The 21,163-nt window shown below is 63.5% G+C and carries 17 protein-coding genes and 4 pseudogenes; 10 read left to right on the top strand and 11 right to left on the bottom strand.

What is annotated here, in order from left to right; genetic code table 11:
- The 7 genes from AHiyo1_RS25015 to AHiyo1_RS19845 all read right to left on the bottom strand — a co-directional run.
- Positions 1 to 187 (bottom strand): FAD-dependent oxidoreductase (locus AHiyo1_RS25015; protein WP_253257488.1); only part of this gene is annotated, 187 nt, incomplete at its 3' end.
- A gap of 502 nt (positions 188 to 689) precedes the next feature.
- The gene (locus AHiyo1_RS19870; protein ID WP_275937083.1) at positions 690 to 1,754 is read right to left on the bottom strand and encodes an MFS transporter; all 1,065 of its coding nucleotides are present in this window, start codon (positions 1,752 to 1,754) and stop codon (positions 690 to 692) included.
- Between the two features lie 571 nt (positions 1,755 to 2,325).
- On the bottom strand, positions 2,326 to 3,072 hold the full coding sequence (locus tag AHiyo1_RS19865; RefSeq protein ID WP_445286242.1) for a VIT1/CCC1 transporter family protein: 747 nt from the start codon (positions 3,070 to 3,072) through the stop codon (positions 2,326 to 2,328).
- Positions 3,073 to 3,191: 119 nt separating this feature from the next.
- The gene (locus AHiyo1_RS19860) at positions 3,192 to 3,899 is read right to left on the bottom strand and encodes a GntR family transcriptional regulator (protein WP_059389715.1); all 708 of its coding nucleotides are present in this window, start codon (positions 3,897 to 3,899) and stop codon (positions 3,192 to 3,194) included.
- Positions 3,899 to 4,666 carry an amino acid ABC transporter ATP-binding protein gene (locus tag AHiyo1_RS19855; protein ID WP_059389714.1) on the bottom strand — a complete coding sequence of 256 codons (768 nt, stop codon included), beginning with the start codon at positions 4,664 to 4,666 and terminating at the stop codon, positions 3,899 to 3,901. The genes AHiyo1_RS19860 and AHiyo1_RS19855 overlap by 1 nt, the downstream gene beginning before the upstream one ends.
- Entirely contained in the window at positions 4,663 to 5,595 is a 933-nt protein-coding gene (locus tag AHiyo1_RS19850; protein ID WP_059389713.1) for an amino acid ABC transporter permease, read from the bottom strand. The genes AHiyo1_RS19855 and AHiyo1_RS19850 overlap by 4 nt, the downstream gene beginning before the upstream one ends.
- Before the next feature lie 10 nt (positions 5,596 to 5,605).
- The gene (locus tag AHiyo1_RS19845) at positions 5,606 to 6,529 is read right to left on the bottom strand and encodes an ABC transporter substrate-binding protein (RefSeq protein ID WP_059389712.1); all 924 of its coding nucleotides are present in this window, start codon (positions 6,527 to 6,529) and stop codon (positions 5,606 to 5,608) included.
- Positions 6,530 to 6,884: 355 nt separating this feature from the next.
- Between AHiyo1_RS19845 and AHiyo1_RS19840 the strand changes: the two genes are divergently transcribed.
- The 6 genes and pseudogenes from AHiyo1_RS19840 to AHiyo1_RS25745 all read left to right on the top strand — a co-directional run bounded on the left by AHiyo1_RS19840 (position 6,885) and on the right by AHiyo1_RS25745 (position 11,703).
- Positions 6,885 to 7,559, top strand: coding sequence for a haloacid dehalogenase type II (locus AHiyo1_RS19840; RefSeq protein ID WP_059389711.1), 675 nt, complete (start codon positions 6,885 to 6,887; stop codon positions 7,557 to 7,559).
- Between the two features lie 29 nt (positions 7,560 to 7,588).
- Positions 7,589 to 8,866, top strand: a complete 1,278-nt coding sequence (locus tag AHiyo1_RS19835; protein ID WP_059389710.1) for an NAD(P)/FAD-dependent oxidoreductase — start codon at positions 7,589 to 7,591, stop codon at positions 8,864 to 8,866.
- A 17-nt stretch (positions 8,867 to 8,883) separates the two neighbouring features.
- Positions 8,884 to 9,171, top strand: coding sequence for a hypothetical protein (locus tag AHiyo1_RS19830; protein WP_059389709.1), 288 nt, complete (start codon positions 8,884 to 8,886; stop codon positions 9,169 to 9,171).
- A pseudogene (locus AHiyo1_RS19825) lies at positions 9,168 to 10,252 on the top strand (tartrate dehydrogenase). The gene AHiyo1_RS19830 and the pseudogene AHiyo1_RS19825 overlap by 4 nt, the downstream one beginning before the upstream one ends.
- 268 nt (positions 10,253 to 10,520) lie before the next feature.
- Entirely contained in the window at positions 10,521 to 11,375 is an 855-nt protein-coding gene (locus tag AHiyo1_RS19820) for a lyase family protein (RefSeq protein WP_059389708.1), read from the top strand.
- Between the two features lie 112 nt (positions 11,376 to 11,487).
- Positions 11,488 to 11,703, top strand: coding sequence for a hypothetical protein (locus tag AHiyo1_RS25745; RefSeq protein ID WP_059389707.1), 216 nt, complete (start codon positions 11,488 to 11,490; stop codon positions 11,701 to 11,703).
- Between the two features lie 264 nt (positions 11,704 to 11,967).
- On the opposite strand, the gene AHiyo1_RS19815 is transcribed toward AHiyo1_RS25745, so the two are convergent.
- The 3 genes and pseudogenes from AHiyo1_RS19815 to AHiyo1_RS19805 all read right to left on the bottom strand — a co-directional run bounded on the left by AHiyo1_RS19815 (position 11,968) and on the right by AHiyo1_RS19805 (position 15,706).
- Entirely contained in the window at positions 11,968 to 12,282 is a 315-nt protein-coding gene (locus tag AHiyo1_RS19815; RefSeq protein WP_172465664.1) for a hypothetical protein, read from the bottom strand.
- Between the two features lie 591 nt (positions 12,283 to 12,873).
- A complete protein-coding gene (locus tag AHiyo1_RS19810) occupies positions 12,874 to 14,346 on the bottom strand; it encodes an NAD-dependent succinate-semialdehyde dehydrogenase (RefSeq protein WP_216363265.1) in 1,473 nt (490 codons plus the stop codon).
- A 77-nt stretch (positions 14,347 to 14,423) separates the two neighbouring features.
- A pseudogene (locus AHiyo1_RS19805) lies at positions 14,424 to 15,706 on the bottom strand (aspartate aminotransferase family protein).
- Between the two features lie 232 nt (positions 15,707 to 15,938).
- Here AHiyo1_RS19805 and AHiyo1_RS19800 point away from each other — a divergent pair.
- Positions 15,939 to 16,625: a GntR family transcriptional regulator gene (locus tag AHiyo1_RS19800; protein ID WP_059389705.1), complete on the top strand. Its 687-nt coding sequence runs from the start codon at positions 15,939 to 15,941 to the stop codon at positions 16,623 to 16,625.
- A gap of 138 nt (positions 16,626 to 16,763) precedes the next feature.
- Here the strand turns inward: AHiyo1_RS19800 and AHiyo1_RS27355 are convergent.
- A pseudogene (locus AHiyo1_RS27355) lies at positions 16,764 to 17,044 on the bottom strand (IS982 family transposase); the annotation flags it as partial.
- 400 nt (positions 17,045 to 17,444) lie between these two features.
- Between AHiyo1_RS27355 and AHiyo1_RS19790 the strand changes: the two are divergent.
- The 3 genes and pseudogenes from AHiyo1_RS19790 to AHiyo1_RS25010 all read left to right on the top strand — a co-directional run.
- Complete coding sequence (locus AHiyo1_RS19790; protein WP_172465663.1) at positions 17,445 to 19,082, top strand: ATP-binding cassette domain-containing protein; 1,638 nt, start codon at positions 17,445 to 17,447, stop codon at positions 19,080 to 19,082.
- Positions 19,083 to 19,154: 72 nt separating this feature from the next.
- Complete coding sequence (locus AHiyo1_RS19785; RefSeq protein WP_172465662.1) at positions 19,155 to 20,666, top strand: ABC transporter substrate-binding protein; 1,512 nt, start codon at positions 19,155 to 19,157, stop codon at positions 20,664 to 20,666.
- Positions 20,667 to 20,703: 37 nt separating this feature from the next.
- Positions 20,704 to 21,163: pseudogene (locus AHiyo1_RS25010) on the top strand (hypothetical protein); the annotation flags it as partial.

Here is a 21,163-nt window from a genome sequence, read left to right as displayed (position 1 = left end):
AACCGCCGTTGCGGCCGGCTGCGCCGAATCCCGCGATCTCGGCCTCGACCACGGTGACCCGCAGGGACGGGTCCGCCTTCTTGAGGTAGTACGCCGTCCACAGCCCGCCGAAACCGGCGCCGACGATCGCGACATCGCACGTATAGTCCCCGGAGAGCTCCTCCCTCGGCGTCAGGTCCTGGACCACCCCGTCAAGCCATAGACTGCGCGCCCACGGGTTCTCCGGCGGCGGTGGGGGACCGGCCGCACCATCTGGCCCGTTCATCGGGGGCTCAACTCGAATCACAACTGCACCTTCCTTGCTTTCTTGCTCATGCCAGAAGGCCGGTGCCTCCATGGCCACAACGATGCGGCGCTCGCGCCATTTCCCGGACGATGCACCGGCATGGCCTGACTCTCCTATGCCTTCGCAGCGTTGAGGGGACAGCCAGCCAATATGCCTATCCGCCTCCCGCTCTGTTCTCTCAGCTGGCGAATTTCCAAAAGGGCCGTACGGGTCGGCCAATTGATTCTCGAGGGTAAGCCGTTTGGGGGCGGCCTTGGGTTGGTTCGAATGCGGTGGATCCTCCAGCGTCGCGACTGCTCTACGCATATTGTCGACGATCTAATTGTCTATCGATACTACTCATGGCCTTAATCGATTGTCAACGATTGTTGGTTTCGGGCGGATCCTTTGTGAAGTCCCCGCGTCACCGTGCGCTCAGGAGCGGCGGAGACACTGCGAGGAGGACAAGGACGACGACGGTGGCGCCCAGGCCCAGACGGAGCCCGTCCGTGAAGTCGTGCCCGTTGAGCAGGGCACCATAGACAGCGACACTGAGGGAGCCGCCGAGTTGCAGGACGGTGTTGATCACACCGCTCGCCGTCCCTGCTATTTCTGTCGTCACGTGGTCCAGGACGAGGGCGACGATCGGTGGCGCGGTGAAGGATCCGCCGACGCCGACCGGAACCATCACGAGCGCCACCAGCGGGGTCGGAGAATCGGCCGTAAGCAGCCACAGGCCGACTAGGCCCATGACCAGGAGCAGTTGGCCGGCGACGATCATGGCTATCTTCCCATAGCGGACCATCAGCCGGGCCGTCAGGGGGTTGAGGAGGGCGACGAGGCCGGTCATCGGCAGGAACAGCAGCCCCGTTGTCAGCGGTGTGGCGCCGCGCTGCTGCTGGAAGTAGAGGCTTAGGACGAGGACAACCCCGTAGAAGGCGGCCATGGTGACAAGCGCTATCGCCAGGGCAATGGAGACCGTGGGCGAACGGAACAGGTCCGAGGGGACCATGGGATGCTCCCCTCGGACCTGCGCCAGCACGAACGCAACCGCCGACGCGGCACACACCCCGAACAGGATGAGGATCCCGGGACTCTCGTAGCCGACCGCAGCGCCTTCGATGATCCCGTAGGTCAGGCTGGAAAGGGCCAGGACGGCGCTGACCTGACCGAACCAGTCGAACGGCCTCGGGCGCCGAGGCGAGGGCGCGGTGCGGAAGAGCATGAGGAGGGCCGCCGCGCCGACGGGAAGGTTCACGAAGAAGTTCAGCCGCCAGTCGAGCTGAGTCAGGACTCCGCCGATTACCGGTCCCGCCGCCGCAGCGACAGAGCCGCCTAGGCCCCAGTACACGATGGCCCGTCCGCGACGGGTCACGTCGCGGTGAGCCTCCCGGATGAGCGCCAGAGAGGTTGGGTGATCATCGCTGCGCCGATGCCCTGCAAGATACGACCGGCGATGAGGGCCGGGAGGGCCGGGCTGAAAGCGCATGCAGCCGAAGCGGACGTGAACAGCACCATGCCCAGCCCGTAGGCGCCGCGAGCCCAGACCCGGTCGGAGAAGGTCCCGAGAACAACTGCAGCGCGGAGAACATCAGCGTGTAGCTGGTGACAATCCATTGCAGACCAGACAGGCTGACCCCGAGGTCGTTCCCGATCTTTGGCAGAGCGACGGTGACGATCTGGCGTCCAAGACAACCACGAAAAAGCCCAGGATGGCGACCGCGAGCGAATCGCGGGGCCTGCCCGCGATCGTCGGAGGACTGCCTGCAGACACTTGGATGGGGCGCTTCTTGTCAAGGGAAACCGACGTCAGCACCGAACACGGTGGCCGGCTCGAGAATGAGGGATAAGCATCTCAAGGCCGGCGGCCTAGTCGTGTAACGATTCCCGAAGATAGTCCTCCGCCTCCGACAGAGATCGAAGCCAGCCCGACCGCCAATGCTGACGGGCTGCTTGCCATGATGGTGCTGATGATCCCCGTGACAAGGATCAGGAGCATGACGATCATGTACAGGCGGAACCTCATGGTTTCCCTGTTGCTTGGCGACCAGCGTGGATTGTCAGGCGATTCCCGTCGTGCCGAGCAGGCTGCCCAGGGCGAAGGTCGTCGCGAGCGCAATGGCGCCGCCGATGACCACGCGGATTGACGCCAGCGTCCGCGAGCCGCCGCCGATCCATGCGCCGAGGGCTCCGGTGAGTACGAGGGCTACAAGGACGCTCGCGAACGTGAGCGGGACGCGGATGGCCTGGGGGAACAGGAGGATGGCCAGCATGGGGAGCACGGCGCCGCACAGGAAGGAGACCGCCGAGGCGAGGGCCGCGTGCCAGGGGCTCACGATCTCCTCGGGATCGATGCCCAGCTCGATGTCGAGGTGGGCGCCGAGAGCGTCGTGGGTGGTGAGCTCCTGCGCCACCTTGGTGGCGAGGCCTTCGGACAGGCCCTTGCCGCGGTAGAGGCCCACGAGTTCGGCGAGTTCTTCCTCGGGCTTCTCCAGGAGCTCCAGGCGCTCCTTCTCTATGAGATGCTTCTGGCTGTCGCTCTGGCTGCTGACTGAGACGTATTCGCCCAGGGCCATCGAAATCGCCCCACCGACTAGGGCAGCCATGCCTGCTGCCAGGATGGGGCCGGTGTTCGAGGTGACGCCCGCCACGCCGACCACGACCGCCGCGACGGACACGATGCCGTCGTTGGCGCCGAGGATGCCCGCGCGGAGCCAGTTGAGTTTGGCGGCAAGAGCAGTTCCCTGGGGCTCGGGGTGCATGCCCCTAGCCCATTCTGTCGTTATATCTCCGGTCGAGTTCGTCATTCTTCTTCTCCATTTCTTTTCCTGCCGCACATCGACGTAACGGCATGTTGTTGTTTTGCGGGGCTGTTGATGGTCCGTTTTGCGTGAGTAAGTTGTTCGGATGGGATTGGGAGGATCAGTCAGGTGCGGACTTGGGGCGCCCGTCCTGGGGTCAGATCCTCGACGGCCTTGCGCATGTGCTGCGTGATTGCCTCTTGTAGTCCTCGCCGATCGCGCTCGTCAAGCCGATCGATGATCATTTGATGCTCCCGGACCAAGACGTCGCCGCGGGGATAGGACACATCCAAATTCAAGATGCACATCCTGCTTTCTGCTGCGACGGTCTGGTGGATCCGTATGAGTCGTGAGTTCCCGGATGCGGCAACGAAGGTGGTGTGGAATTGCATGTCCAAGCGGGCCAACGCCTGCCAGTCGGGTAGTGCAACGTGCTTCGCCATCTCCCCGACGATCTGCTTGAGCACGCGGATCGTGTCATCGATGTTCTCTTGTTCGCCGTCCGGCAAGGTGCTCGCCGACGATAGCTCTATTGCCTCACGGACCGCGTAGATCTCTTTGACGTCCTCCTTTGTCAGCTCCAATACATAGACTCCGTGATTGCGCCAATTGATCAGGAATCCTTCTTGGCAGAGTCTTTGCAACGCTTCCCGCAGGGGGCCCCTTGAGGTTGTCAATTGTGCGGCGAGAACGGATTCGTTGATCTGCTGCCCCGGACGGAACACGCCGAGCACTATTTGTTCGCGGAGGTGATCGGCAATCACTTCCGCGGTGGGTCGCCCCTGCAACAAGGGTTCACCACCCGGGGGCTCATGTCTTGCGATAGCGCCCATCAGAGCACCTTCTCGAGGAAAGCCTGGGTACGGCGCTCTTGGGGATTGCCGAGGATCTCCCTGGCGTCCCCGCGCTCCACCACGTAGCCGTCATCCATGAACAGCAGCGAATCGGATACCTCTCGCGCGAAGTTCATCTCGTGCGTGACGACGACCATCGTCATGCCCTTGCTGGCGAGATCCTGCATGACCGCCAGCACTTCGCCGACCTTCTCGGGATCCAGCGCGCTTGTCGGCTCGTCGAAGAGCATGATCTGCGGGTCCATGGCCAGGGAGCGAGCAATGGCCACACGCTGCTGCTGCCCTCCGGAAAGCTGTGCAGGATAGCTATCGCCAAATCCGCTCAGTCCTACGCTGGCGAGCAGCTGCTGCGCCCGCGTGGCGGACTGCCTTTTGTCGGCTCCCTTGACCAGGACAGGGCCGGACATGACGTTCTCCTGGGCGGTCATGTTGGGGAAGAGGTTGAACTGCTGGAATACCATGCCGATCCGGGTGCGCTGCTCCGCGAGCCGCTTGCGGCTCAGGGCATGGTAGGCGGCGGGGGTTTCGTCGTAGCCGAAGTCCTCTCCATTGACCTTGAGCACGCCCGAATCAACCGTCTCAAGGCCGTTGAGGCACCGGAGGAGCGTGGATTTGCCGGACCCGCTCGGGCCGATAATGCAGCTGACTTCGCCGCTGGCGATGTCGAGGTCAATGTCCTTCAACACGGATTTGGAGCCGAAGGACTTGCGAATGCTGCGGGCATGGATGGTGCCGTCTGCTCTCATCGTGCAATTCCTTCCGGATCTGTAAGCACCACGTTGCGCGCCTTCCTCGGGAGTCTTGACGTGGAGCGTGAATACTTCTTCTCGAGCAACGACTGGGGATAGCTCAGGACGAGCGTCATCAGGAGGTACCACAGGCTGGCCACGATCAGCAGCGGGATGGTCTCGTAGGTGCGGGCGTAGATGAGCTGGGCGCTCTGCAGAAGCTCGGCGACTCCCAGCACGCTCACGAGCGAGGATTCCTTGAACATCCCGATCAACTGATTTCCGGTGGCAGGGATGATGGAAGGCATGGCTTGCGGAATGATGACTTTTCGAAGCTTCGTCCAGGTGCTCATTCCCAGCGAGTCCGCAGCCTCGATCTGGCCCGTGCCGACCGTCGCGAAGCCTCCCCGGATGATCTCCGCCATGTAGGCGGCTTCGTTGAGCGTCAGGCCCACAAGCGCGGCCGTGATGGGCGACATCACGGCGTTCACGTCGAGCGGCACCCCTATATCCGTGAACGGAATGCCGATCCTCAGGTTCGGGTACAGCGCGGCGACGTTGAACCAGAAGATCAGCTGCACCAGCACAGGGGTGCCGCGGAACAGGGTGAGATAGACCCCTGCCATGAGCGCAACGGGCTTGACCTTCGAGGAGCGCATGATCGCCAGCAGCAGCCCCAGCAGGGTCCCCAGGAGCATGGTGGCGACCGTGAGGAAGATCGTGAGCATGAGGCCGTTGAGGATGGACTGGTCGGTGAAGTACGTCGCCACGACGCTCCACTGGAAGTTCGGGTTCGTCGACACCGAGAAGAGGACACCCACGCCCAACAGGAGGCATGCGATCCATGCTGCGTATTCGAAGGCGCTTCTGCGCCGCAGGCGCGCCTTGAATGCCGGATCCGCCCCCCTCGTTTTGTGTTCGCTTTCGTGACTGATGCTCTGCAGCATAAGAGCCTCCCTAGTTGAGCGTGGCCTTCGTGATGGCACCGTCCGAGACGCCCCAGTTCGCGAGCGACTTCTTGTATTCCGGGCTGTCCAGCACTGACTGCATCGCAGCTTGGAGGGCGGGCGTAAGCGCCGAACCCTTCTTCAGGCCGATTGCCGTGACGTTGCTGGAACCGACGTTGATCTGGGGAGTGAGGACGGTAAAGGCATTGGGCTGCTGCTTCGCCGCCCACGCGAGGGAGGGCGTGTCGTAGAGGATGCCGTCAATGCGCTTGGACGCGAGCTGGGTCAGCGCTTCATTGACGTTCGGCAGTGCCACGGCATTGATCGCTGGCTTGCCCTTGGAGGTGCAGGTCTGCTCCGAGAGTGCCGGCAGACGCTTCAGTTGGCCGGTCGAGCCCGCCGTGACTGCGATGTTCTTGCCGCACAGGGTTTCATTGCTGAGCTTCAGCGGATTGCCGGCGGCCACGGCCACTGAGTTGCCGTCGTCGAAGTAGTTGACCATGTCCAGGACCTTCAGCCGTTCCGGGGTGGGGGACATCGTGGTCGCCGTGAAGTCGTAGCGGTCACCCTGGATGCCCGGGATGATGGTGTCGAAGACGACATTACCGAACTCGACCTTGAGGCCCAGCTTCGCGGCGAGCAGACGTGCGATGTCCGGATTCAGGCCGATGGGCGTCTTGTTGTCCGCAGCGAGGAACGTCGTTGGGGGATAGTGCAGGTCCATCGCCACTGTGAGTTCGCCCTTGTCCTTGTAGGACTGCGGCAGCAGCTTCACCGCGGCGGGGTCTGGCTGGACGTTGGCAGCGATGTCAGAGTCGTTGGATGACGCCGAACTTCCTGGTGGCGAAGCGACGGACGCGTTTCCACATGCAGTGAGTGTCGCGACGACGGCCAACGCCGCGGTTGTAGAGAGGATCTTGCTTCCGATCTTCATAGTGCTTCCCTTCGAATGATTTCAGCGCAGTCCTGATCTGTCTGGACACGCACAGCCTGGGGCGGATGCAAAGATGCACTGCGGTTGGACACCTTGGACTGCGACGAGCGCTCGGCGCCAATTTGGGTCTCGTCTCGGCAGTCTGATCCAATTGAAACCTTGGGAACAGAGGATTGTCAACAGTCTGCGAATATGACAAAGGTCTGTTCTTATATGCCAGGTTGTTGACATTCTACAATAGGCCTCCTAGAGTCGATCTACAGTCCATCGCGCTGCGAGAGCGCATCACGCCTTCAGCCGACTGCCGAGCTCCGGACAGGGCCCTCGATCAATGTTGATGAAAAGGACGAACACCATGGCACAGACGAACTTCCGGCCGGAGTACATCTCCTTTGATTGCTACGGGACGCTGATCGACTTCGCGGTCGACTCCACCACCCGTCGCCTGCTCGCAGGACGGCTGAGCGAGGAGCAGTGGCCCAAGTTCAAGGCGATGTTCCGCGGCTACCGCTACGACCAGATTTGCGGCGAGTACCAGCCGTATGAGCAGGTCCTCGAGGACTCCTTCAACCGTGTGAGCAGGCGGTGGGGGCTCGAACCCGTCGAGGGCGCCGGCGCTCAATTCGGCGAAGCCGTCCGGTCCTGGGTCGCGCACGATGATGTGCCTGCCCCACTCAAGCTCATGGGTGAGAACTACAAGCTCGTCATCCTCTCCAACGCCGACGACTCCTTCCTCGACGTCAGCGTCCCCAGGCTCGGAGCCGAGTTCCACGCGGTCTACACGGCCGAGCAGGCCCAGGCCTACAAGCCCCGCTACCAGGCGTTCGAGTACATGCTCGACACCTTGAACGCCTCGCCCGAGGACTTCCTGCACGTCTCCTCGCACACGCGCTACGACCTCATGCCTATGCACGACCTTGGCTTCCCCAACATGATCTACCTCGACCGCGGCTACGACCCGGACGTCCCCGGCTACGACTACACGACCGTCTATTCGCTCGACGAGCTCAACAAGCACCTCGGTCTCTGAGCCGCCACAAAGGAGAGAGAAGTCACACCATGAAACTCACGCCCTACTGGCTGGACACTTCCGAACCGTCCGGGGACTACCGGCGCACGCCGGTCCCCGAGAACGTCGACGTCGCCGTCATCGGCGCTGGCTTCACCGGCGTGTCTGCAGCCTTGGAGCTTGCCCAGCAGGGAGCCAGCGTCGCCCTCCTGGAGCGCCACACGGTCGGCTGGGGAGCATCCGGCCGTAACGGAGGCATGGCCACGACCGGATTGGCCATCGGCTTCGGCACCGCCGTGAAACGGTACGGGAACGAGCGGGCCGTCGAGATGTTTACTGAATACAACGACGCCATCGTCACCATCGAGAAGCTCGTGGGCGACTACGGCATCGACTGCGACTACAGCCGTTATGGCAAGCTCTCGCTCGCGTTCCACCCCTCCCACTACGATGGGATGCTGAGGTCGCAGGAACTGCTTGCCACGCTGGCCGATCATCATGTCCGAGTCATTCCGAAGGCGGACATCCACAGCGAAATCGGCTCTGACTTCTACCACGGAGCCATGCTCGATCCCATGGGAGCTGGACTCCACGTGGGAAAGTTTGTCCACGGCCTGGCTGGTGCAGCCGCCGACGCCGGTGCGTTGATCTGTGAGAACGCCGGAGTCACCGAACTCAAGCGAATCTCGGGAACCGTGCACGATGTCCACACCACCCGCGGGATCACGAGGGCCAAGCAGGTCCTGGTTGCCACGAGCGGATACACCGGGTCAGCGACGCCCTGGCTTCAGCGGCGCGTCATCCCGGTGGGGAGCTTCATCATAGTCACCGAACCCCTGTCCGAAGAGGTCGTGAACAGGATCCTTCCCAACCGCCGGATGGCCTCGGACAGCAAGATGCTCACGTACTACTTCCGGATCACTCCGGACAACAGGCTCCTCTTCGGTGGACGGGCGAGGTTCGCCCTCTCGAGCCCGGACTCGGACGTCAAGAGCGGGGAGATCCTTCACAAGGCGATGACCGAGCTCTTCCCCTACCTCGCCAACACCCGAGTCGACTACACCTGGGGCGGCCTCGTGGACCTCTCCATGGACCAGATTGTGCACGCCGGCATCCACGACGGCATCTTCTACTCCCTGAACTACAGCGGGCACGGCGTCCAGATGGCGACCCATATGGGCAAGAAGATGGTCCAGTACATGGCAGGCGACGAGTCCGCCAACGTCTGGAGGGGCATCAAGAATCCACCGGTTCCCGGCCACTTCGGTCCGCCCTGGTTCCTGCCACTCATCGGTGCATACGCCAAAGTCCACGACCGATTCAGCTAGACAGGAGAACACATCCCGTGCTGCAAGCCACATCAGTACCTGAAACGCGCCCTAAAGCTGCGGCCCTGGGCGGCTTCGCTGCCGGCATCCCCGGAGGAGCCTTCTTCGAAAGACAATGGCAGACAGCGAACATGCCACTCGACGTCAGGGACCCCGAGGACGGCATACTCCTCTGGCAGGTCTGCGAATCCACATCCGCCGAAGTCGGGCGCGCCATCACGAACCTCGAGCCCAAGATCACCATCATCAACCTCGCCCATGCAGCGCGCACGCAGGAGCTCCACGGCATAGGCGGCACCTCATGAGCCTTCACAGGATCGCGGTCATCGCGGGCGACGGCATCGGGAAGGAAGTGGTCCCCGCCGCAATCTCGTGCCTTGAGCGGGTCGCGGAGCTCCACTCCCTGAAGCTTGAATTCACCCATTTAGACTGGGGCTCGGACTACTACCTGAAGCAGGGTTCCATGATGCCTGCCGATGGACTGCAGCAGCTGGCCTTGCACGATGCGATCTTCCTGGGCGCCGTAGGCTCCCCGGAGGTTCCCGACGCGGAGACCCTGTGGGGGCTGCTCATCCCCATTCGCCGGGAATTCCAGCAGTACATCAACCTCCGCCCAGTCAAGACCCTCGACGGTGTTGCATCACCTCTGGCCGGCGAGCACCCGGTCAACCTCATCATCGTGCGCGAGAACAACGAAGGGGAATATTCCGAAGTCGGAGGCCGGATGTACCGCGGTCTCCCACAGGAGTGCGCAGTCCAGGAAGCCATCTTCACCCGCCACGGGGTCTCCAGGGCCGCACACTACGCAGCTTCCCTGGCGGCGTCCCGCCGCGGGCGGCTGACGTCCGCGACCAAAAGCAACGGCATCGTGCACACGATGCCGTTCTGGGACGAGATCGTCGCCGAAACGGTAAGTCTTCACCCTGACGTCGCGCTCACGACGGAGCACGTGGACGCCCTCGCGGCCCATCTCGTCCTGCGGCCGTGGACGCTCGACGTCATCGTTGCCTCCAACCTGTTCGGCGACATCCTCTCGGATCTCGCCGCTGCGGTGACCGGTTCGATCGGCCTGGCTCCGAGTGCCAACCTGAATCCCGAGGCCAATACCCGTCCCTTTTCGAGCCCATCCACGGCTCGGCACCCGATATTGCAGGGAAGGGTCTCGCCAATCCGGTCGGCCAGCTGTGGTCCGGGGCGATGATGCTCGAACATCTCGGCCATGCCGACGCCGCGCGGCACCTTCAGGAAGCGTTCGAGGCCGTGCTCCGGGACGGCGTGCGGACCCGGGATATCGGCGGCACCGCCTCGACGACGGAATTCACGTCAGCCGTGCTATCCATGATCGACGCCCTGGATTCTGCCGACCTTGCCCGGGCGTCTCAATAGAGGCATTCTCGGGGTAACCCCTAACCTCACCGTGAACCGTGGCCGGCGGCACACGCTCCGAGCGGCGAACAGGAGATCTAGCTCATCAACCCGAGCCCGCTCTTAGTGGAACCTGAGCCGATTCATCACCGGACAGCCCCTGGAGAACGCCGCCGATAAGACTCCTGGGAGAGGTCAGCGTTTCCCCCACCCAGAACGATCCCAGACAAGGATTGAACGATTGTCCCAACCCGCCTCACTACCCCTGCCGAGGCTGAGAAGACGCAGGATGGAGAAGGACGGCCTCGGGGTCCGAGAGATCCCCCCCGATGTCTATTGGGGGATCCAGACCTTCCGCGCGGTAGAGAACTTCCCCATCACCGGAGCGGAAATCTCATCCTATCCACTGCTTGTCACGGCGCTCGCCCAGATCAAGCGCGCCGCCCTGCTGGCCAACTTCGATCTCGGTCTGATCGAGCGATCGAAGAAGGACGCCATAGAACAGGCCTGCCTGGAAATCGAGCAAGGCAGGCTGCGCGAGCAGTTCGTGGTCGATCCCATTCAAGGCGGGGCTGGAGCGCCTACGAACACGAATGCCAACGAGGTGATCGCCAATCGTGCGCTCGAGCGGCTGGGGCATGAGCGAGGCTCCTACAGCGTGATTCATCCCAGCAGCGACGTGAACATGAGCCTGTCCACCGAAGACGTCTACCCCACCGCGGTAAGAATCGCCTCGATTCAAGGTGCCCAAGAGCTCCTCTCGGCGATCGGGCACCTTCGCGCCGAACTTGCGCGAAAGGCCATCGAGCTCACTGACATATCGAAAATGGGCCGGACAGGCTGCAAAGCCGCCACGCCAATGACCCTGGGTCAAGAGTTCGAAGGCTACGCCGTGATGCTGGACGAGGACCAACGACGGATACGTGAGGCGCTCTCTCACCTGCACAAGATCAGCCTCGGCGCCACTGCGCCCGGCACCGCGATCGACCGGCACCCGCGGTACGCGTCGAAGTTCTGGGTGTACTTGCGCGAAATCACGCTCTCCCGCTCGAGAGAGCGGGACGCCTGTAGAGGCGCATCTGGCCAGCCGCGGGTTCGTACTCCTCTCGGCTGCGCTCAGGCACAACGCCGTCACGCTCTCTAGGATCTGCAACGATCTGACACTGCTGTCGTCCCACAGGGGGGAAGACCTTGCGCAAATCGACCTTCCGTGGCGTCAGGACGAGTCCTGGACGGCAGAGGGCAAGGTACGTCCAGTGATCCCCGAAGTCGTCAATCAAGTGGCGTTCGAGGTGATCGGGAACGATCTGACGATCACGATGGCGGCCGAGGCAGGGCAACTGCGGCCGAATGGGAACGCATTCGAACCGATCATAGCGCTCTCAATCTTCGCCAGCCTGGACCACCTCTCGGCTGCGTGCACTGTCTTGGCCGAGCGCTGTATCGCAGGCATCACCAGCTCAAACAAGTAGCTTCTCGCTCCGGGGAGCGGAACAGGATCGCCGCCCTGGCCCGTCCATCATCGGCCAACCGGCTGCCACTGATCCTAGGCCCCACCCAAAGGGTGAGCCGTTCACCGATTCCACGGAGAGACCTCTCGAGGTCACCCTGCCCGTGTACGCGTGCCGGCCTTGCAGGCGCCGGGGAGGATGGGCACCGTTAGGCTCTGGCTGACATAGACCATGGACTGCAGCCGGGGCTCGGTGTCTCCGTTTCGCGCGGTCGATCGTCAGCTGCTACTGCTCCGAACGCCACACCCTTACGTCGTCTTCGGCGTGGACAGCAATCCTCCCACGCCCTTCGTCGCCCCAGACCCAGAAGACCGACCCGTCTTGGGCGACGACGTCGACTGTTCCGCTGAAACGGGATTCCCAGCCCCTGTAAACCGTCACTCGATCATTTGACTCGAGGGAGACCCACTCGTGGTGGGGTACACCGGAGAGGGATGCTTCCGTGAGGTCCTCATCGAGCTCGAGCCTCTGGTATTCATTCATATGCACGTACGTGGCCGCATTATTGTTCCTGTGAGAGAAACGGGATCTAGATTTCACGGCCTTGCTCCTTTCCGCTGATAATGCTGTTACCCGACACCCGCACTTCGCGGGATGCCGAACTGGTTTTTCCTGTCACGGCGCTTTCCAGGTCGAGAGCCGAAATGGGGTTCAGCTCCGCCGTGTACTGCCATTCGACGGCCTCCCTATGGAGGGACGGCGTAAGTCTCGTCCTTCAGGATGCCGACGGCGGCGGACGGCCATGCCTGAGTCGTCCAGGCTCCGCTTGTCGGGCAATGTTCGCCCGTCGCCGCGACCCGTCTTCCTGGCGGAGGATCACGATCCAAGGCCATCGCTGCGGAGTGGTTGGTGATCCACTGGTCGGCATCGCTCTCTACCTCTTCCCTGAGGTGGGGTGCGGTACGAAGGGCCGGAACTGGAGTGAACCCGGTGTACCGCTCATGCGGTCTCTTTCCAAGAGTGTGACATACATCGCCTTGGATTGTCAACAATAATTTTGTAGAAGAGGTGACAATCTACCGGAGCGTTGAGGCCAGGCTTCGAGAGGTTTGGGCACAGCAAAGGGGCGGCGAGTGCCAGTGAGCCACATGGGCTGCGGGGACTCGCCGCCCCCTGCTCTTGGTGACTAAGCTAGGCCTGCGGGGCGGGCACGGGGATGGCTGTGTATTTGTATTCGAGGAATTCGTCGATGCCCACCCGGCCGCCTTCGCGGCCAAGGCCGGATTGCTTGACGCCTCCGAACGGGGCGGCGGGGTTGGAGACGATTCCGGTGTTGACCCCGACCATGCCGACTTCGAGTGCTGCGGAGAAGCGGGCGGCCTTGTCGAGGTCTTGGGTGAAGACGTATCCGACGAGGCCCCATTCGGTGTCGTTGGCCAGGTGGATGACTTCGTCTTCGGTGTCGAAGACGGTGATGGGGGCGACTGGGCCGAAGATTTCGGTCCGGCTGATCTCGGCGTCGGCGGGAACGTCGACCAGGACCGTGGGCTTGTAGAAGTATCCCGGTCCCTCGGGCCGGAAGCCCCCGGTGAGGACTTTGGCCCCGCGCGCCACCGCATCTTTGACGAGCTGCTCGACCTTTTCCACCCCGTTCTGGTCGATCAGGGGTCCGACCTGGGTGCCGGGACTGGCTCCGTCGCCGACGACGAGGGCTTCCATGCGCTCGGCGAACCGGCGGCTGAACTCGTCGGCGATGTCCCGGTGGACGTAGATGCGGTTCGCCGCGGTGCAGGCCTCGCCCATGTTGCGCATCTTCGCGGCCATGGCTCCCTCGACGGCACGGTCGAGGTCCGCATCCCGCAGGACGATGAAGGGTGCGTTGCCGCCGAGCTCCATGGAGGAGCGCAGGATGTTCTCCGCAGCCTGCCGGAGAAGGATCTTCCCTACCTCGGTGGATCCGGTGAAGCTGATCTTCCGGGCGATTCCGCTGTTCATCCAGACGTCGACTACGGATGAGGAGCTGGAGGTCGGGACCACGTTGAGCACGCCGTCCGGCAACCCGGCCTCCTTGAGGATTGCGGCGAGGGCGAGGGAGGTCAGCGGGGTGAGCGCGGCGGGCTTGAAGACCATCGTGCAGCCCGCTGCGATGGCGGTGCCGATCTTGCGGGTGCCCATGGCAAGGGGGAAGTTCCAGGGCGTGACGAGGATGGACGGACCGACCGGTTCTTTGGTCACCATGATGCGGTTGGTGCCGTCGACGGAGGTCGTGGTGTCGCCGTCGATCCGTGCGGCCTCTTCGGAGAACCAGCGGAAGAATTCGGCACCGTAGGAGATTTCTGCCTTGGCCTCCGCGAGCGGCTTGCCCATTTCCGAGGTCATGATCGCGGCGAGTTCCTCAGCACGGCTGAGGATGAGCTCGTACGCCTTGCGGAGGATGTCGGCACGGAATCGGGGCGAGGTCTTCCCCCACGAGGCCTGGGCGGCGCCGGCTGCCTCGATGGCGCGCTGGGCGTCTTCCGGGGTGCCGTCTGCCACATGTGCCAGGGTCTCGAGGGTCGCCGGATTCTCGACTCGGAAGCGCTTCTCGGATGAGGAAAGGGTCCATTGTCCGTCGATGAACAGGTCGACTTGGAGCTCTTCCAGGAGCGGGGCGGTGATGGTCACGGGTTTGTCCTTTGGTTGCTGTAGTTGGATGGTTAGTTGCTTTTCGGCGGTGCGGAGGAGACTCCGTGGCCGTTGGCTCAGGAACCGGCTCCTGCCGGTGCTACCGGCGCGCCGAGGACTGCGGCGACGGCCGCTTCGAATCTTTCGAGTCCAGTGGCGATCTCTGCCTCGGTCACGATGAGGGCCGGGATGAGCCGGACGACATTGCCCTCCGGCCCACATGTGAGGGTCAGGAGTCGCTGCTCGACGGTTGCCTGCTGCACGGCCGTGGCGGTGGCAGCGTCGGCCGTGCCGTCCGGTGCGGTGAACTCGATGCCGGCCATGAGGCCGATGCCTCGAACGTTACCGATCGCGGGGAAGCGAGCCCGGATCTCCTTGAGCCCGGCCAGCATCTGGTTTCCGCGGACGCGGGCATTCTCGACGAGCCCCTCCTCCTCGATCACCTCGAGGGTCGCCACGCCCGCTGCTGCAGAGACAGCGTTGCCGCCGTAGGTTCCGCCTTGGGAGCCGGGCCAGGCCTTGGACATGGTCTCGGTGGAGGCGGCGATCGCCGAGATGGGGAAGCCGGAGGCGACGCCCTTGGCGGTGACGATGATATCTGGGGTCGCCTGGGAGTGCTGGTGGCCCCAGAACTTGCCCGTGCGCCCGACGCTGCCTGGACCTCGTCGAAGATGAGCTGGATCCCATGGCGGTTGGCCCGCTCGCGCAGGCCGTCCATGAAGGCTGGAGGGGTGGGGATGTAGCCGCCGTCGCCCAGCGCCGGTTCGATGAGAAACGCGGCCGTGTCCTCGGGAGCGGTGCGGGTCTTGAAGAGGTAGTCGAGCTCCCTGAGCGCGAAGGCCACAACGCTCGCCTCGTCCATGCCGTAGCGGTACATGTGCGGGAAGACGGACATGTGCACGCCCGCCATGAGCGGTGCGAAGCCCGCGGAGAACTTCGTCCCGGCCGTCGTGAGCGAGGCAGCGGCCACGGTGCGGCCGTGGAACCCGCCTTGGAACACCACAATGTTGGGACGTCCCGTCGCCATCCGAGCCAGCCGGATCGCGGCCTCGACCGCCTCGGAGCCGGAGTTCGCGTAGAACACCGAATCGAGCCCGGCCGGGAGGACTTCTCCTAGCTTCTCGGTCAGCTCAAGCAAGGGCTTGTGCATCACCGTCGTGTATTGGGCGTGGATGATCTTGCCGACCTGTTCGCGGGCAGCCGCGACGACCTTGGGGTGGCAGTGGCCCGTGCTGGTCACTCCGATGCCGGTAGTGAAGTCCAGGTACTGCTCGCCGTCGGTGCCGAAGATCCAGCTGCCGAGAGCATGGTCTACGACCACGGGCGTCGCCTGCTTCAGGACGGGGCTCAGAGAAGTCACGTTTCACCTTCTTTTTCAAGATTGCGGCCAGCACCTGGAGTCACCCCAGCGGCGCCGACTGGCGCACGTTGCTTGTCGCTAATTACTTTCATCGTGAGGGACTGCGACGACATTGTCAACAATAGAACGATACGGCGGGGCCCGTTAGGCCTAAAGGTCCCTGTTCCCGCGCCTAGCCACATATGATTGTCTACAACAACGTACTCGTCGATTAAGCCTCAGGAAGCGTGCTATGAAGACCAACCGAGTGCTCCAGCCCATCGTGCAGGAGTCCACGCCGTCACTTATCGCCGCCCAGCTGAGAAAGCACATCGCCGAGGGTACCCTGGCGCCCGGCGCCCAGCTCGTTGAGGCAGACATCGCCAGGGAACTCGGCGTGAGCAGGGGGCCGATACGTGAGGCGATCCAGCGGCTCACCCAGGAGGGCCTCCTCGTGAGCATCCGCAACAGGGGCGTCTTCGTCGCCGAATTCGACGACAGCGACATCCGCGACATATACGAAGCGCGGACAGCGGTTGAGAAGGCCGCCGGCGGGATCCTTGCCGACGGCGATCGCGCCCGGGCTGGAGCGGAGCTGCTCAAGCGCGTCGACCGCATGGATGAGGCCAGGATCTCAGGCGATGAGACGGCAGTCTCTGAAGCCGACATCGCCTTCCACGAAAAGCTCGTGGAAATGGCCGCAAGCCCCAGGCTCTCGAAGATGCATGCCACGTTGCTGACCGAGACGCGAATGTGCCTCAGTCGCCTCCAGGGGCGCTACGAGGACGAATCGGTCCGGGTCGCAGAGCACCGGGGAATCGCCGAGGCCATCCGCGACGGGAAGCGGGACCTTGTGATGGACCGGCTGGACGCACACAAGGACGACGCCCTCGCAAGGCTTCTCCCTGTCGCAGGGGCGGACAGCACGGTGGTTTCCTAACGTCGGCAGGGAACTCACCCTCGGCTGGAGCCGTCGGGGGTTCGGGGCGTCTGCAGCTATCGGCCCAGACGAACACCCATCCCCACTTGAGCGCGGGTCTGGCCATGCCCCGACCTAGATGATTAATTCCGATTGGATTCAGTGGTCGTAGGCGGTCAGGGATCGTTTGCGGGGCGCGTCGATCGCCAGTTGTGCCAGATTGCTGCGGCGAGGGCGAGGAGTCTGGCATCGGTGCCTGCTTTGACGCCTTCAGGGTGCGTCCGCCGTGTTGTTCGAGGGTGAGCTGGCCTTTGAGGGTGTCGAAAACCGACTCGATCCATTGCCGGGTCCCGCCGAGTTTGCCCAAGCGCGGCGCTTCTCGTCCTGGCGTTCGGACGGATGATGCGGGCGCCCAGGTCTTCGCTGATGAATGTCTCGAAAGAGTGTGGTCAGGAGAGTGTTTACGTCGGGGTTCACATACCGGGTTTAACACTCTCCGCTTGACTTTGAAAGCCTCCCCGCCGTTCCGGGCAATCGGAATTACTCATCTAGGCCCACGTGAGCGGCGAAGATGTCCACATGATGACGGGAAACGTGTTTCGCGTTTCCCACTGCGGCTGTGGGTCGCTTCTCTCGTACGCCGTCTGGCCGACGGTGTTCTTCCCCTCCGACATATCGCGTCCCCACGCTCTACACAAGCCGTGGCAAGGGAATACGCCCTACTCAGAATGAGAGCCTTATTGTTTGAGTGTTGACAATTGTCCTATCCACTTCTAGCTTTAAAGCAACGATCCGGGGCATCAACGATGATGCGTCCCCGCGAAAATGCAGAGGGAAATCGTGGACACTCTTGAAGTCACTGACCTGAAGATCTCGATTCGTGGTAGAGAGATCGTGAAGGGTATCTCATTCGCCGTAGCCCAGGGGCAGCGGGTCTGCCTGCTGGGCGAGTCCGGTTCGGGCAAGTCCCTCACCGCAGCCGCAGTCCTTGGCCGGTTGCCGTCAAATGCTGTCACCGAAGGCAGCATCCGCATCAACGGAGTCGAGGTGCTGGGCGTTCCGGTGTCGAAGAGACCGGACCACGCACGCGTCGCAATGGTGTTCCAGGACTCCGCCGTTGCACTCAATCCCTTGGTCCGCCTCCGTGATCAGCTCGTCGAGCCGCTGCGCCGTCATCGGGGCCTCTCGAGGCGGGATGCTCTCAGCGCCGCCATCGAACTGGCCGGCTCGGTGGGGCTCCCCGATCCCGAACGTATTGTCAACCGTTTCTGCTCGGAGCTGTCCGGGGGCCAGCGTCAGCGGGTGTGTATCGCGCTGGCACTGGCGTGCAATACGCGTCTGATGGTCGCCGATGAGCCGACGACGGCGCTGGACGTCGTGACGCAGGCGCGTGTCCTGGACGTGCTGAAGAAGTACACGACAGGCAAGAACACCCCGGCACTGCTGTTCATCACCCACGATTTCGCCGTCGCTTCCGAGCTATGCAGCGAGGCGGTCGTGATGAAGGACGGCGACATCGTCGAGCAGGGGCAGATCCACAAGATCTTCGCCTCGCCGAAGCACCCATATACCTGTGAGTTGATCCGCGCGGCACGTGCCGCGACGGTCGAGCCCTACATCGAGAAGCTCCAGGCGGAAGACCGGGCCGTGCAAGCGCCCGGGCATCCGATCTTCTTCGATATTGGCGGGGTGAGCCGCGCCTATCCCATGCCTCGCAAGAGGCCGTTCACCCAACGAGAGATGAAGGTTGCGCTGCAGTCGACGACGCTCGCCATTGCGGCAGGTGAACGGATTGGGATCGTGGGGGTCTCGGGGTCCGGCAAGACAACCCTGCTGAAGATCCTGCTGGCGCTGGACTCCACCGACACCGGGGGAGTGGCCTGCGATGGGAAAGAGGTGTTCCCGGCCGACATCCGCGAGCTGAAGTGGTATCGCCGCCGGGTGCAGTACGTGCCCCAGGACCCGGCCAGCTCGCTGCACCCGTTCATGACCGTCCGGCAACTCGTGGCCGAACCGCTGGTTCGCCTGAAGGTCCCAGGCGACCGCGACCAGGCCGTGCGGGAGGCGCTCGAATCCGTCGGACTCGACGAAAAGTTCCTTTCGCGCCGCGCCAGCGAGCTCTCGGGAGGGCAGGCCCAGCGCGTGGCGATTGCCCGCGCGATCGCCACCAAGCCCGACTTCCTAATCGCCGACGAGCCTGTCAGCGGACTGGACCTGCCGATGCGGGAGTCGATCGTCGCCCTCCTGACCCGCATCTCGGACGAGCGCGGCACGGGCATCGTGGTGGTCTCACATGACCTGTCCATGGTGGCCAGCATGTGTCACCGAACGGTGGTCATGCACGGTGGAGAGGTCGTCGAAGACGCCCCGACAGCCCAACTGCTCACCGCTCCGCAGCATCCCCGAACCCGGGAGCTCCTCGCGGCAATCCCCACCCTGCACATCCTCCCCCAGGCGCTCGTCGCCGCGGAGAGCTGAACGCCATTCCGCAGGACGTCCGCAGCATTCCCGACACCCAAAATCAAGCCCATCCCCTGAAAGGCCCAACCGATGAACCATGTACGTCGCCGCTCGACGATGACCGGCGCACTCATGCTCGCCTCCGCTCTTTCCCTCACCGGATGCTTCGCCGGAGGATCCGCTGACGCATCAGGCGGCGGGGGCGCCCGCATTCGGCTGGCCATGGCCATAGCTCCCATTGGCGGGCTCTCCCCGTACAGCAACGACGCGTCCGACCTCTCGCGATGGGACACCGCCGAGTCGCTCACCCAGCTCGACACGTCGGGGAACCCCCAGCCCTCGCTCGCGACCTCGTGGAAGCAGATCGACGACGTGACCTGGGAGTTCACCATCCGCTCGGGTGTGACGTTCCAGGATGGCACGAAGCTCGATGCCAAGGCTGTTGTCAACTCGCTGCAGAAGGCCCTCGACGCAAAATCCCGCCCGATCGCCTTCGACGGGTTTAACATGAAGCTCTCAACGCCTGACGACATGACCGTGCGGATGGTCACGGCGTCCCCCGACCCGATTCTGCCTGCGCGCCTGTCGAACCCGCAACTGGTTATCCTCTCCGCCGCGGCGTACAAGCCGGACGGTACCGTCAGCCCCGTCGGCACGGGAACCGGGGCATTCAAGATCACCAACGTCGGAGGGAAGACGACGGCGACGCTGGACCGCTATGACGGGTACTGGGGAACGAAGGCGAAGGCCGCGGGCATCGACGTCACCTTCGCCAGCGACGGCACGGCGCGCGCCGCCTCCCTGCGGTCCGGATCGGCTGACATTGCCGAATCAATACCCGTGTCCCAGATTCCGCTCATGGACCCCAAGCTGCTGCATCAGGTGAACATGCCTCGGACGACCTCGCTGTACTTCAACAACTCCAAGGGAGTGTTCGCCGACCCCTCGATGCGGGCGGCAGCGCGGGCAGCCCTTGACGTGAACGCCATCGTATCCGGGGTCTACGAAGGACACGGCGACGCGGCGGACGGGCTCTTCGGTCCCGCCATCCCCTGGGCGAAAGACCTCCGGGGAAACACCGCCTCCTCGATCGCCCCCGGCAACCCGAAGGGCAAGCAGGTAACCCTGGCGACCTACACGGACCGTCCCGAACTGCCCGAGGTCGCCGTACTCGTTCAGCAGCAATTGGAGAAGGCCGGCTTCGTGGTCAAGCAGGACATCCGTCAGTATTCGAACTTGTCCAAGGACGCACTGGGCGGGGCGTTCGACATGGTGATCGGCTCGAGGTCGACCGTGCTCGACACCGGCGACCCCGTCGGTTACCTCCAGGGCGACTACACCTGCAAGGGCACAGGCTACATCCTCGCCCGGCTGTGCAACCCTCAGATCGACCAGGCCATCGCCAACGCATCCGCCCTGAAGCTCGGGGCCGACCGGGAGAAGGCCATCATGGGGGTGGAGGCGACCCTGCTCCAGCAGGACGTCCTGGTCCCGATCGTATACGAACAAGCCCTCCAGGGCGAGGCCTCCGGGGTCAACGGCGCCGTCCGCGATCCTTTCGCGCGTCTCCTGATCAACAGCGACACGACGGTCGTCCGGTGATGGCACACAATCTCAGTACGGAGCAGAAGGAGTAGCCATGGCCAACTCCACCCAACTCGTCCCTGTCCTTCGGAGACGCGCGCAAAGTCCTCAGAGAAGAGGCAGGTGGCGCAAGTGGGTTCCCACAGCGTCACGGATCATCTCGGCGATGGCCGTGATCTTCTTCCTGGGCATGCTCCCCTGGATGTCCAACAGGGATCCCGCAGTGTCGATCTTCCAGGCCCGCTACCCCGACGCGAACATAACCCCGACCGCACTGGACGGTATCCGGCAGGAGCTTGGTCTGGGCGCCGGGCCGTTCGGGGTGTTCTTCACCTGGTTCGGGAAGGCGCTCACGGGCGACTGGGGTGTGTCCTGGGTCAGCCAGCAGCCTGTGCTGCCGCGGATGCTGGGCGCCCTGGGTGTATCCCTTTCGCTCATGGTCTTCTCCCTCGCCGTGGCCACGGTGCTCACCGCGGCCCTGAGCATCCCGACCTTCCGCAGGGGCCTGGCCGGGC

The sequence above is a fragment of the Arthrobacter sp. Hiyo1 genome (assembly GCF_001263615.2).
GTDB lineage: Bacteria > Actinomycetota > Actinomycetes > Actinomycetales > Micrococcaceae > Arthrobacter.
Note: the sequence above shows the minus strand (reverse complement) of the source record. Positions and strands in the feature narration are given on the sequence as shown.

Bases quoted from the DNA above. Each gene is read 5' to 3' on its own strand.
- AHiyo1_RS19870 (WP_275937083.1), bottom strand. From the start codon at position 1,754: ATGCGCTTTCAGCCCGGCCCTCCCGGCCCTCATCGCCGGTCGTATCTT.
- AHiyo1_RS19865 (WP_445286242.1), bottom strand. From the start codon at position 3,072: ATGACGAACTCGACCGGAGATATAACGACAGAATGGGCTAGGGGCATG.
- AHiyo1_RS19860 (WP_059389715.1), bottom strand. From the start codon at position 3,899: ATGGGCGCTATCGCAAGACATGAGCCCCCGGGTGGTGAACCCTTGTTG.
- AHiyo1_RS19855 (WP_059389714.1), bottom strand. From the start codon at position 4,666: ATGAGAGCAGACGGCACCATCCATGCCCGCAGCATTCGCAAGTCCTTC.
- AHiyo1_RS19850 (WP_059389713.1), bottom strand. From the start codon at position 5,595: ATGCTGCAGAGCATCAGTCACGAAAGCGAACACAAAACGAGGGGGGCG.
- AHiyo1_RS19845 (WP_059389712.1), bottom strand. From the start codon at position 6,529: ATGAAGATCGGAAGCAAGATCCTCTCTACAACCGCGGCGTTGGCCGTC.
- AHiyo1_RS19840 (WP_059389711.1), top strand. From the start codon at position 6,885: ATGGCACAGACGAACTTCCGGCCGGAGTACATCTCCTTTGATTGCTAC.
- AHiyo1_RS19835 (WP_059389710.1), top strand. From the start codon at position 7,589: ATGAAACTCACGCCCTACTGGCTGGACACTTCCGAACCGTCCGGGGAC.
- AHiyo1_RS19820 (WP_059389708.1), top strand. From the start codon at position 10,521: ATGGAGAAGGACGGCCTCGGGGTCCGAGAGATCCCCCCCGATGTCTAT.
- AHiyo1_RS19800 (WP_059389705.1), top strand. From the start codon at position 15,939: ATGAAGACCAACCGAGTGCTCCAGCCCATCGTGCAGGAGTCCACGCCG.
- AHiyo1_RS19785 (WP_172465662.1), top strand. From the start codon at position 19,155: ATGAACCATGTACGTCGCCGCTCGACGATGACCGGCGCACTCATGCTC.